The 11,905-nt window shown below is 74.4% G+C and carries 11 protein-coding genes; 6 read left to right on the forward strand and 5 right to left on the reverse strand.

Going from position 1 to position 11,905, the window contains the following annotated elements; genetic code table 11:
- Positions 1-324: hypothetical protein (locus LEP48_RS15055; RefSeq protein ID WP_225566318.1), on the reverse strand; the 324-nt coding region annotated here is incomplete at its 3' end.
- 323 nt (positions 325-647) lie between these two features.
- Between LEP48_RS15055 and aspS the strand changes: the two genes are divergently transcribed.
- Both aspS and galE read left to right on the forward strand, forming a co-directional pair.
- A complete protein-coding gene (gene aspS / locus LEP48_RS15060; RefSeq protein ID WP_225566391.1) occupies positions 648-2,429 on the forward strand; it encodes an aspartate--tRNA ligase in 1,782 nt (593 codons plus the stop codon).
- Positions 2,430-2,688: 259 nt separating this feature from the next.
- Complete coding sequence (gene galE / locus LEP48_RS15065; protein WP_225566392.1) at positions 2,689-3,783, forward strand: UDP-glucose 4-epimerase GalE; 1,095 nt, start codon at positions 2,689-2,691, stop codon at positions 3,781-3,783.
- A gap of 48 nt (positions 3,784-3,831) precedes the next feature.
- On the opposite strand, the gene LEP48_RS15070 is transcribed toward galE, so the two are convergent.
- The 4 genes from LEP48_RS15070 to LEP48_RS15085 are packed head-to-tail and all read right to left on the reverse strand — an operon-like array spanning position 3,832 to position 8,606.
- The gene (locus LEP48_RS15070) at positions 3,832-4,929 is read right to left on the reverse strand and encodes a TAXI family TRAP transporter solute-binding subunit (protein WP_225566393.1); all 1,098 of its coding nucleotides are present in this window, start codon (positions 4,927-4,929) and stop codon (positions 3,832-3,834) included.
- 3 nt (positions 4,930-4,932) lie between these two features.
- A complete protein-coding gene (locus tag LEP48_RS15075) occupies positions 4,933-6,333 on the reverse strand; it encodes a sensor histidine kinase (protein ID WP_225566394.1) in 1,401 nt (466 codons plus the stop codon).
- Between the two features lie 10 nt (positions 6,334-6,343).
- Positions 6,344-7,045, reverse strand: a complete 702-nt coding sequence (locus LEP48_RS15080) for a response regulator transcription factor (RefSeq protein ID WP_225566395.1) — start codon at positions 7,043-7,045, stop codon at positions 6,344-6,346.
- A 10-nt stretch (positions 7,046-7,055) separates the two neighbouring features.
- A complete protein-coding gene (locus tag LEP48_RS15085) occupies positions 7,056-8,606 on the reverse strand; it encodes an FAD-dependent monooxygenase (RefSeq protein ID WP_340162851.1) in 1,551 nt (516 codons plus the stop codon).
- Positions 8,607-8,677: 71 nt separating this feature from the next.
- Between LEP48_RS15085 and LEP48_RS15090 the strand changes: the two genes are divergently transcribed.
- The 4 genes from LEP48_RS15090 (at position 8,678) to LEP48_RS15105 (ending at position 11,847) form a co-directional block, all read left to right on the forward strand.
- Positions 8,678-10,063 carry a replication-associated recombination protein A gene (locus LEP48_RS15090; RefSeq protein WP_225566397.1) on the forward strand — a complete coding sequence of 462 codons (1,386 nt, stop codon included), beginning with the start codon at positions 8,678-8,680 and terminating at the stop codon, positions 10,061-10,063.
- A 237-nt stretch (positions 10,064-10,300) separates the two neighbouring features.
- Complete coding sequence (gene rpsD / locus LEP48_RS15095; RefSeq protein ID WP_225566398.1) at positions 10,301-10,927, forward strand: 30S ribosomal protein S4; 627 nt, start codon at positions 10,301-10,303, stop codon at positions 10,925-10,927.
- 156 nt (positions 10,928-11,083) lie between these two features.
- Entirely contained in the window at positions 11,084-11,467 is a 384-nt protein-coding gene (locus tag LEP48_RS15100) for a DUF948 domain-containing protein (RefSeq protein ID WP_225566399.1), read from the forward strand.
- Entirely contained in the window at positions 11,464-11,847 is a 384-nt protein-coding gene (locus tag LEP48_RS15105; protein ID WP_225566400.1) for a hypothetical protein, read from the forward strand. Before LEP48_RS15100 ends, LEP48_RS15105 begins: the two co-directional genes overlap by 4 nt.
- Positions 11,848-11,905: the final 58 nt, after the last annotated feature.

The following is an 11,905-nucleotide window of genomic DNA, read 5'->3' on the forward strand; positions in this document are numbered from 1 at the left end:
CGCCCTCGCCCGCTCCAACGCCCCCGACGTCTCGGCCTGCACCCGCTCCAACGCGGACGCATAATCCACCAACGCGCTCCCGGTGGCCTCATACCGCGCATACGCCCGCCGGATCTGGGAGACCGTGTCCTCCTTGGTCTCCATCAACGCATCCACCGCCAGGGAGACCGACCCCGCCACATCCAGACGCGACATCGCCCCCGCCGCACCATCGATCGACTCCGCGACCTCCAGATAGTCCTGCCCCCCGGCAAGCACCAGCACCGGATCCCCCGGCGTCGGATCCGCATCCAACCCCACCGGCGACCAGTCCGACGGCCTCACACCGGCCCCCCAAGGACCCGTCGGGGACGCCGTGTCCCCCTGTCGCACCGTCGCCTCGGCCACGTCGTCATCACCCCGTCGTCGTCGGTTCGCAGGTCAGGCGGCGTTTTCGTCTGACTCCTGTCCGATGAGAGAGTAACCGTGACCGGCGGTGCGTGACCATGGCAACGGCCGAGCCGCGCGATCCGCTGAGTTCGGGGACCCGCGCCCGGGTACACCGACTAAACTCGCCCACGTCGTGCCCAGCGGGCGCGACCGTCCCCCGGCCGGGCACCGGGGCGGCGACACCACGAGCCCACCCACCCGTCACGAAAGGACCCTCCGTGCTCCGCACCCACACGGCCGGCTCACTGCGGGCCGAGCACATCGGCCAGACCGTCACCCTCACCGGGTGGGTCGATCGCCGGCGGGATCACGGGGGAGTGGCCTTCATCGACCTGCGGGACGCGTCGGGCATCGCCCAGGTCGTCATCCGGGACGAGGCGGTCGCCCACCCGCTGCGCGCGGAGTTCGTGCTCCAGGTGACCGGTGAGGTCGGACGGCGTCCCGAGGGCAACGCGAACCCGAACCTCGCCACGGGTGAGGTCGAGCTCACGGCTACCGACGTCGTCGTGCTCAACGAGTCCGCCCCCCTGCCGTTCCAGGTCTCGACGGCGCTGGCGGACACCGAGACGATCGGCGAGGAGGCGCGCCTCGCGCACCGCTACCTCGACATCCGCCGGCCGGCGCAGGCCGCTGCGCTGCGCCTGCGCTCCCAGGTCAACGCCGCCGCGCGCGGCGTCCTGGCCGCGCACGACTTCGTCGAGGTCGAGACGCCGACGCTGACCCGGTCGACGCCCGAGGGCGCCCGTGACTTCCTGGTCCCCGCACGGCTGGCCCCCGGCTCCTGGTACGCGCTGCCGCAGAGCCCGCAGCTGTTCAAGCAGCTGCTCATGGTGGGCGGTCTCGAGCGCTACTACCAGATCGCCCGCTGCTACCGCGACGAGGACTTCCGCGCGGACCGCCAGCCGGAGTTCACGCAGCTCGACGTCGAGATGAGCTTCGTGGAGCAGGACGACGTCATCGCGCTCGCCGAGCAGGTCCTGGTCGCGCTGTGGAAGCTGGTCGACGTCGAGGTCCCGACGCCGATCGCCCGGATGACGTTCGCCGACGCCATGCGGCTGTACGGCACGGACAAGCCCGACCTGCGGTTCGGCAACCCGCTCGTCGAGCTCACGGACTACTTCGCGAGCACGCCGTTCCGGGTGTTCCAGGCCGAGTACGTGGGCGCCGTCGTGATGGCCGGCGGGGCCTCCCAGCCGCGCCGCCAGTTCGACGCCTGGCAGGAGTGGGCCAAGCAGCGCGGCGCCAAGGGCCTCGCGTACGTGACGTACGGCGAGGACGGCACGCTGGGCGGCCCGGTGGCCAAGAACCTGTCCGACGCCGAGCGGGACGGCCTCGCCGCCGCGACCGGCGCGCAGCCGGGCGACGCCGTGTTCTTCGCGGCGGGGAAGACGGCGGAGGCGCGTGCCCTGCTGGGCGCTGCGCGCATCGAGATCGCGCACCGCACCGGTCAGGTCGACGAGGACGCCTGGGCGTTCGTGTGGGTCGTGGACGCGCCGCTGTTCAAGCCCACGGGCGAGGCCGCCGACGAGGGTGATGTCGCGCTCGGCCACTCCGCCTGGACCGCCGTGCACCACGCGTTCACGTCGCCCAAGCCGGAGTGGCTGGACCGCTTCGAGTCCGACCCCGGCAACGCGCTGGCGTACGCCTACGACATCGTGTGCAACGGCAACGAGATCGGCGGCGGCTCGATCCGTATCCACCGTCGCGACGTGCAGGAGCGGGTCTTCGACGTCATGGGCATCGGCCCGGCCGAGGCGCAGGAGAAGTTCGGGTTCCTGCTCGACGCGTTCAAGTTCGGTGCCCCGCCGCACGGCGGCATCGCGTTCGGCTGGGACCGCATCGTCGCGCTGCTGACGAAGTCGCCCTCGATCCGCGACGTCATCGCCTTCCCGAAGTCGGGCGGCGGCTACGACCCGCTGACGCAGGCGCCCGCCCCGATCACCCCGGAGCAGCGCGAGGAGGCCGGGGTCGACGCGGTCCCGGAGCCCGTCGAGTCCTGAGCCCGAACAGCACCGACGCCGGGAGCGTCACCCCCGCGGGTGACGCTCCCGGCGTCGTCTGCGCCCGGCCGCGGCCACCGTCCCGCAGGTGCCGCGATCGGACAGACGGGGAAAGGGTGACCTCTGGACCACCTCAAGTGCCTGTCGCCCGCAGCGTGGTGCCCGCCATGATGACGGTGCAACGGCGACGTCGGGGGGTGTCGTCGTTCGCAACGGCCGCTCGGATCGGTCGGAGACGACGCGAGCAGAGGTGACGGCGATGCGCATCCTGGTGACCGGTGGCGCAGGCTACCTCGGGTCACACGTGACGGTGGCGCTGACCGAGCGCGGACATGACGTCGTCGTGGTCGACGACCTCTCGGCCGGAAATCCCGCCGCGGTGTCGCGCGCGGAGGCCCTCACGGGAGCCAGGATCCCGCTGCACGCCGTCGACGTGGCCGACATCGACGCGTTGGAGCGCATCTTCGACACCGAACGGGTCGAGGCCGTGGTGCACCTCGCGGGGCGTCGACCGTCCGGCGGGCGGGCGCACGGGCCGCTGGACTACTACGAGACGAACCTCGGTGCCACGTTCACCCTGCTGCGATGCATGGTCTGGTACGGCGTGGACCGGCTCGTGGCGGCGTCGACGGGGGCCGTCTACGGTTCGGACCCCGTGGTGCCCTCGCACGAGTCCGGCCCGCGGGCCGACTCCTCGTTCGGCCGGGCGGCGCTGATGGCCGAGCAGGTGCTGGCCGACGTCGCGCGTGCGAACCGGGGCCTGCGCACGGCGGCGCTGCGCTGCTTCAGCGTGGCGGGCGCGCACCCCTCGGGCACTATCGGTGAGCACGCCCCCCGGGGCGGGGGCCTCTTCTCGATGCTGGGGCAGGTCGCGCTCGGCCAGCGCGACGAGCTCGACGTCCATGGCGGCGACCACCCCACCCCCGACGGCACGCCCGTGCGCGACGTCGTGCACGTCGACGACGTCGCGGGGGCGTTCGTGGCGGCGCTGGACGCCCTGGGCCGGACCGACCGCCCGTTCTCGGCGTGGAACGCCGGGTCCGGGCGCCCGGCGAGCGTGCTGGAGCTCGTGCGTACCTTCGCCGAAGCCGTCGGGCAGCGGATCCCGTACCGGGTCGTCGACCGCCGCCCCGGTGACGTCGCGGTGTCGTGCGCCGACCCGACGCTCGCCGCGGAAGAGCTCGGCTGGCGCCCGCGCCGCACCCTCGAGGACGCGTGCGTCGACCACTGGCGCTGGCAGAGCCGCAACCCGGCCGGGTACCCCGGGCTCATCGGCGGGGAACGACCCTGGCGCGGTGGAGTGGGGCACCGCCTGCGGGTGGTGCCGCCGCTGCGGGTGGGCCACGGGGCCTGAGCCCGGCCCGGGGAGGCTGCCGGCGTGCAGGCTCGCCTTCCCCAGGGGTTACGTCTTGGTGTCCCGGAAGTACCGCAGGGCGCCCGGGTGCAGGGGGACCGGGTCGGTGAAGATGGCGCGGGCCCGGTCGAGCAGGGCGGCGGAGGGCACCGTCGCGGTGATCTGCGACCGGGCGTCGAACAGCGTCTCGACGAGCACCCGGACCACCGGCTCGGGCATGTCCGTGCGGACCACGAGGAAGTTGGGCACCGCGAGCGTCGCCACGGGCTGAGCCCCGCCGTACATGCCCTGCGGCACGACGCCGTGGCGGTAGCCGCCGCCGTGCTGCACCCGGACGTCCTCGACGAGGTCCCCGAGCGGCACGAGCTGGATCGGGAGCTCGTCGGCCAGCTCCGTCAGTCCGGGCGTGCGCAGCCCGCCCGACCAGAAGAACGCGTCGATGTCCCCGGCCCGCAGGGAGTCGATCGACTCGGCGAGGCCCAGGGAACGGGTGTCGAGCTCGTCCTCGCCGACCTCGGCCGCGGCGAGCACGCGGTGCGCGATGAGGGCGGTGCCCGAGGCGGGCGCGCCGAGCGAGACCGTCCGCCCGCGCAGGTCGCCGATGGTCTCGACGGGGGACTCGGCGCGCACGACGAGGTGCACGAAGTCGTCGTACACGCGGGCCAGCGCGCTGACGGGCACCGGCTCGGAGAAGTCGCCGCGCCCGGCCACGGCGTCGGCCACGGCATCGGCGGCGCTGAACCCGACCTGCGCGGTCCCGTCGGCCAGGCGCTGCAGGTTCTCGATCGACCCGCCGGACTCGGACTCGCTGACCGGCACGCCGTAGCGGCGCTCCAGCACGTCACCGACCGCGGCCCCGTACCCGTGGTAGATGCCGGAGGCGCTGCCGGTCGTGATGACCAGCGACGACGGCCGCGCCCCGTCCCACGGGTCGGACGTGCGCACGCCGCCGAGCGCGCCGGTGAGGACCAGGACCACCCCGAGCGCGACGAGGACGCCGGCCACGACCGCGACGAGGTACGCCCGTCCGCGACGCCGCCCGCGACCCCGTCCACGAGCAGAGCCGGTCGAGGGCCGCTCGGACGGGGACCGCTCCGTCGTGCGCGGGTCGGTCGTGCGCCGGTCGTCCGGGGGCGTGGCAGGCACGGGTCAGACCCCCCTCGCGTCGGCCGGGTCGACGGCGTCGCACCGTGGCACCCGCAGGGCGACCCGCAGGCCGCCGTCGTCGGGCAGGGTCAGCGCCACCTGGCCGCCGCCGGTGGCGAGGATCTCGGCCGCGATGGCGAGCCCGAGCCCGGAGCCGGCGATCGAGCTGTGCCCGGGGCTGCGCCAGAACCGTTCGGTGAGCAGGGTGAGCTCGGCCGGCGGTACGCCCGGCCCGTGGTCGCGGACGGTGACCTCGATGGTCCCCTGTGAGTCGGGTCCGCCATCGCGCGAGCCGACGGAGACCTCCAGGGGCGCGTCCGGCGGGCCGTACTTCAGCGCGTTGTCCAGGACGGCGTCGAACGCGCACTCGAGGGCCGTGATGCCCGCGGTGCCCCACAGCGGTGCGGAGGGTGCGTCCAGCAGGATCGTCCGCTCCGGCGCGAGGCCGCGCCAGGAGTCGACTCGGCGCACCACGAGCTCGCCGACGTCGAGCGGGTGGACCTCACCGCCTCGGTCCGCGTCGTCGGCCAGCAGCAGGAGGGCATCGAGGATCTGCTTCATGCGCACCGCCTCCGCGCGGACGTGCGCGACCTCCGTCGCGTGCTCCGGCGGGGTGGTCATCGCCAGGTCCTCGATCCGCAGCATCAGCGCGTTGAGCGGGTTGCGCAGCTCGTGCGAGGCATTCGAGACGAACTCCTGCTGGCGTCGCATCAGGTACTCCACCCGGGCCGCCATCTCGTTGAACCGCGTCACCACGGCACGCAGCTCCGGCGGGCCCGTCGACGACGGGATGCGTGCGTCGAGCCGGCCGGAACCGATCTGGGCCATGGCGCGGTCGACGGCGGCGACCGGCCGCATGACCCACCCGGCGGTGCGGTGTGCCAGGCCCGCGGCGAGCAGGCAGACCAGGGCGGCGCCGGCGAGCAGCATGGCCCAGCTCAGCCACACCCCCCGCGTCAGGTCGCCGGCGTGCGACACGGTGACGACCGCGCCCACGAGGTCGCCGCCGTCGAACACGGGCTCGGCCACCACGACGCGGCCCACGGTCCAGGGCAGCAGGCCCGGCTCGAGCTCGCTGCGGCGCCCGGCGAGCGCCGCGGTGCGCTGCTCGACCTCGGTGGCCTCGAGCCCGTTGGACGCCCACGTCCCGCCGGACTGGTCGAGCACCGCCGCGTCGATCCCGTACACGTCCCGGTACCGGTCGAGGTCTCCCTCGACGATCTCCGGGTTGTCGGCGAGCAGGGACTGACGGGCGGTGATGACGAGATACCCGGTGTCGGCGAGCCGGTCGAGGTAGACCGACTGCTGGTCCGCGCGCGCGACGCTCACGGCGTACGCGGTGCCCACGACCGCGAGCACGATCAGGAGCGGCACGAACAGGATGACGGCGAGACGGGTCCGCAACCGACGCCCCTCAGTGCTTGCCGGGCACGCGGTAGCCCACCCCGCGCACGGTCTGGACGACGTCGGTGCCGCTGCCGTCGTCCGCGGCGGCCACGAGCTTGCGGCGCAGGGACGCGACGTGCACCTCGAGGGTGCGGCCCAGGCCCTTCCAGCTCGAGCCCCACACCTCCCGCAGGATGCGCTCGCGGTGCAGCGCCACGCCGGCGTGCCGCGCGAGCAGCGCCAGCAGGTCGAACTCCTTGCGCGACAGCGTCACCGGCTCGCCCTGCGGCCCGGTGACCTCGTGGGCCGCGAGGTCGATCGTGAACCCGCAGACGGCGATGCGGGCGACGTCCGCGCGCTCGTCCCACTCGCTGGGGCGGCCGCGGCGCAGCACGGCGTCGATGCGCGCCAGCACCTCCGGCACGTCGTAGGGCTTGGTGACGTAGTCGTCCGCGCCGAGGCGCAGCCCCTTGACCCGGGCGTCGAGCTCGGTGCGGGCGGTGACCATGATGATGGGCACCTGGGAGACGGCCCGCATGCGGCGGCACACCTCGAACCCGTCCGTGTCCGGCAGGGCGAGGTCGAGCAGCACGAGGTCGGTGCGCGGCCCGAGCGCGGCGAGCGCGGACGCACCGTCCGGGGCGTGCAGCACCTCGAAACCGTGCCGCGTCAGGACGGACACGAGCGCTGCTGCGACGTGCTGGTTGTCCTCCACCACCAGCAGCTGCATGTGTCCCACCTCACTCCCGGTCGCCCTGAGGGTAGCCGAGCCGGGACGCACGGGGAACGGCGTCCTGCTGCTCAGGCTCCCAGGCGTCCGAGAGGTAGCCGTCGGGACGGACCAGGAGCGTGCCGGCCCGCCCGTCCGCGCGGTGCACGACGACGCGGTCGCCGACGTCCGTCTCCCCGGGGTGGGGCGCGGGGCCGGGGTCGGGGGCACCGTCGGCGCCGCCGTGCGGGGCCGGCCGCACCAGCACGAACCGACCGGCGTGCAGCGCCTCCGCGAGCCGTGCGGGGCCACCCGTGCCGTCCGCACCGCCTGCCAGCGGCAGGTCCGGGACCCGGCGTCCGGCGGCGCGGTGGGCGCCGGACGGGGGGTCGTAGCGGACACCGAGGGCGGAGATCGTCAGCGCGGCACGGCGCCGGACGGCCCCGAGCCGCGACAGCGCGAAGGTCACCAGTCCCCGCGCGGCTGCGACCAGCGGCCCTCGGCGGGTCGCGAGCCGCAGGATCGTGCCGCTGGCGCGGAGCACCTGGGTGCCCACCGGATGCCGCTCGTCCGCGTAGCCGTCGAGCAGCTCGTCCGGCGCGCCGCGGACCACGCCGGCCAGCCGCCAGGACAGGTTCGCGGCGTCCTGCATCCCGGTGTTCATGCCCAGGCCGCCGGCCGGGCTGTGCGCGTGGGCGGCGTCGCCCGCCAGCAGCACGCGCCCCGCCCGGTAGCGGGGCGCCTGGCGCTCGTCGGCGGCGAACCGGTCGGCGAAGCGGAGGTCGTGCATGCCGTGGTCGTCGCCGAGCGTGGCCCGGGCCACGGCACGGACCTCGTCCAGCGTGACCGGACGATCCACCTGCTCCTCGCCGGCCCACCCGATGAACCGGTACCAGCCGTCGCCGAAGGGCACCATGAACCCGAGGGAGCCGCGCCGGGCCGCCACCGTCAGGACGTCCGGCGGCGGTGTCGTGAGCCGGACGTCCGCCAGGATCATCGCGCTGATGACGGTCTCGCCCGGGAACGGGATGCCCACGGCGGCGCGCACCGTCGATCGCACGCCGTCGGCACCGACCACCCACCCGGCGCGCAGCGACGCCCGCCTCGAGGTCCCGGCCGCGCCACCGTCCGGCGTGCCGGACGTCGTGAGCGTCACCCCGTCCTCGTCCTGGCGCAGCCCCAGCACCCGCACGTCGTGGCGGAACGTGGCGCCCGCCGCCTCGGCCCGCCGCCGCAGCAGGCGCTCCACCTCGTACTGCGGCGTCGACAGGACGAAGCCGAACCGGCTGGGCAGGTCGTCGAGGCGCAGCGTGATCCGGTCGAACAGCCGCAGCGTCGTCACGCGTCGCCCGGTCGCGACGAGCTCGTCGGCGAGGCCACGGGCGTCCAGCACCTCCAGGCTGCGCGCGTGCACCGCGAAGGCGCGGGTGAGGTTGCTCAGCCCGGCCGGGCGGCGGTCCACCACCAGGACACGCACCCCGGCCGTGGCCAGGTCGCCGGCGAGCAGGAGGCCGGTCGGCCCGGCCCCCACGACGACGACGTCGGCGTCCCGTGCGGTGCTCGGCGACTGCGGGAAGGGCATGGCCTCATCCTGCACCCGGCGTCTCCGACGAGCGTGCCGGGGGTGTCGGCCCGGGTCCGTAGGCTGGGTCCATGGACCTGTTCGACACGGCGACGACCGGAGAGCACGGCACCCCGGCGGTCGAGCGCCGGGGTCCGGGCGCCCCGCTGGCCGTGCGCATGCGCCCCGCCACCCTCGACGAGGTGGCCGGGCAGGCGCACCTGCTCGTCTCCGGCTCGCCGCTGCACCGCCTCGTGTCGCCGGCGGACGGCGCGGCCCGTCGGGCCGCCCCGGGGTCGGTGATCCTGTGGGGGCCGCCCGGTGTCGGCAAGACGACGCTGGCCTACCTCGTCGCCACGGTGTCCGGTCGCCGCTTCGTCGAGCTGTCGGCCGTCACCGCGGGGGTCAAGGACGTGCGGCAGGTGATCGAGGACGCCCGCCGGCGGCTCGCCACCAGCGGCGAGGAGACCGTGCTGTTCATCGACGAGGTGCACCGGTTCTCCAAGACGCAGCAGGACGCGCTCCTGCCCAGCGTCGAGAACCGGTGGGTGACCCTCGTGGCCGCCACCACCGAGAACCCGTCGTTCTCCGTGAACTCCCCGCTGCTGAGCCGCTCGCTGCTCCTGACCCTGCGGTCGCTGACCGACGACGACGTGCGCGCGCTCGTGCGCCGCGCCGTCGTCGACGAGCGCGGGCTGGGCGGCACGGTGCTGCTCGCCGACGACGCCGAGGACCAGCTCGTGCGTATGGCCGGGGGAGACGCCCGCAAGGCGCTGACCGTGCTCGAGGCGGCCGCGGGTGCGGCGCTCGCGGACGCCGACCCGGGCCGTGCGCCCGACGCGCAGGTCGACGTGGACCTCGCCACGGTGGAGCGGGCCGTCGACGTCGCCGCCGTGCGCTACGACCGGGACGGCGACCAGCACTACGACGTCGTCTCGGCGTTCATCAAGTCGATCCGTGGCTCCGACGTCGACGCGTCGCTGCACTACCTCGCGCGGATGGTCGCGGCCGGCGAGGACCCGCGGTTCATCGCGCGCCGGCTCGTGATCTCCGCGGCGGAGGACGTCGGGCTGGCCGACCCGTCGGCGCTGCAGACGGCGGTCGCTGCCGCGCAGGCCGTCCAGCTCATCGGGATGCCCGAGGGGCGGATCGTCCTCGCCGAGGCCGTGGTGCACCTGGCCACGGCGCCCAAGTCGAACGCCGCCTACCTCGGGGTCGACGCCGCGCTCGCCGACGTGCGCGCGGGCAGGGCGGGCGTCGTGCCCCCGCACCTGCGTGACGCGCACTACGCCGGGGCGCAGGGACTGGGCCACGGCAAGGGGTACCGGTACGCGCACGACGCCCCGCACGCCGTGGCGGCGCAGCAGTACCTGCCCGACGAGCTGGTCGGGCGCCGCTACTACACCCCGAGCGACCGCGGGTTCGAGCGCCAGGTGACCGACCGCCTCGAGCGGATCCGCGAGATCCTCGAGGGCTGACGGGCGCGACCGCGCCGGCCACCCTGCGCACGGAGACCCGCGGACGTCGCCCTGCGGCCGCCGGGGCGCGGCTCCGGATGCGTTAGGATGGTGCGGTTGCCGTTTCGGCGACCGCCTGGGACCTCGGCCCCGTGAGCTGCCCCCGCGGGTAGCTCCATCGGCTGGTCCCGCACCCGACCTTCCATCGCGGATCGTCTCGGGTGTGACCTCAACCATCACGACAGGACAGGAAGCCCAGTGACCTCTGTCACCAAGTCGCGCCGCCAGGTGCGCCTCAGCCGCAAGCTCGGCCTCGCGCTGACGCCGAAGGCCGTCCGGCACTTCGAGAAGCGCCCGTACCCCCCGGGTGAGCACGGCCGCGCCCGTCGCCGCACCGAGTCGGACTACGCGGTCCGTCTGCGCGAGAAGCAGCGTCTGCGCGCCCAGTACATGCTGCGCGAGAAGCAGCTCGTCAAGGTCTACGAGACCGCCCGCAAGCACCCCGGCCTGACCGGTGAGGTCATGGTCGAGGACCTCGAGACCCGCCTCGACGCCCTCGTGCTGCGCGCCGGGTTCGGCCGCACCATGCTGCAGGCGCGCCAGGCCGTGACCCACCGTCACATCCTGGTCGACGGCAAGATCGTGGACCGCCCGTCGTTCCGCGTGAAGCCGGGGCAGACCATCCAGGTCAAGCCGAAGTCGCAGGCGACCACGCCGTTCCAGGTCGCCGCCGCCGGCGCGCACCGCGACGTGCTCCCGACCGTCCCGGGCTACCTGGACGTCTCGCTGGAGAAGCTCTCGGCCACGCTGACCCGTGCACCGAAGCGCTCCGAGGTCCCCGTGACCTGCGAGGTCCAGCTCGTCGTCGAGTTCTACGCGCGCTGACCCGTCGCAGACCTCCGTGCCGCAGCCTGTCTGCGGCTGCCGTACCGGACGCCCCGTCACCCGCCGCGCGCGGTGGCGGGGCGTCCGCCGTACCACCGGGGCCTGCCGGGATAGGGTGACGACCGTCCGAGAAGAACCTGTGCGAGGAGAGATCTGATGTCGGCTGGTGATGTGGCCGGGCTCATCGCGGCTGTCGCGTTCGTGCTGCTGGTGGGGTTGCTCGCGGTACCGCTGGTGAAGCTCGGGCGGGTCTTCGACGAGGCGACCCGGAGCATCCGGGAGGTCACCGAGCACTCGGTGCCCATCCTGGACGAGGCCGCGACGACGGTCGCCTCCACGAACGACCAGCTGGTGAAGGTGGACACCATCACCACCGCCGCCGCCCAGGTGAGCGAGAACGTCTCCGCGCTGACCGGCCTGTACGCCGCGACGCTGGGCCGTCCGCTGGTGAAGGTCGCCGCCTTCTCCTACGGCGTGCGGCAGGCCTTCGCCGGCGCCACGCGCAAGGCGCGCGGCGAGGACGCCGGAGCCGGCCGATGACGCGGCGCCTGTTCTGGGTCGGGGTCGGCGTCGTCGTCACGGTCGTCGTCATCCAGCGCGGCCGCAAGGTGGTCGCGCAGTACGCGCCGGAGGCGGTCGTGGAGCGGGCGGAGCGCGCCGCGCAGGACGCCGGGCGCCGCGCCGAGACGTTCCTGGGAGCGTTCCGTGGCGAGTTCACCGAGGCGCGCCGCCGCCGCGAGGCCGAGCTGACCGCCGCGCTGCTGGCCGAGGGCCAGCCGGACCCCGAGGACGTGCGCGCGAGCGGGCTCAGCCCGCGCGACGTCCGCGCAGGGACGCACCCGCGGCACGCCGCGAGGGCGCCGCGCGACCCGCAGGCCGAGATCGACGCCGACGAGGCGGAGCTCGGCTACTCGTTCTGAGCATTTTCGTTTCCGACCACCTCCCCGCTCGCGGGACAATGGGGCAGGGCCCAGCGCC

Origin of the sequence: Isoptericola luteus (assembly GCF_020297055.1) — a bacterium.
In the GTDB taxonomy this organism is placed as follows: Bacteria; Actinomycetota; Actinomycetes; order Actinomycetales; family Cellulomonadaceae; genus Isoptericola; species Isoptericola luteus.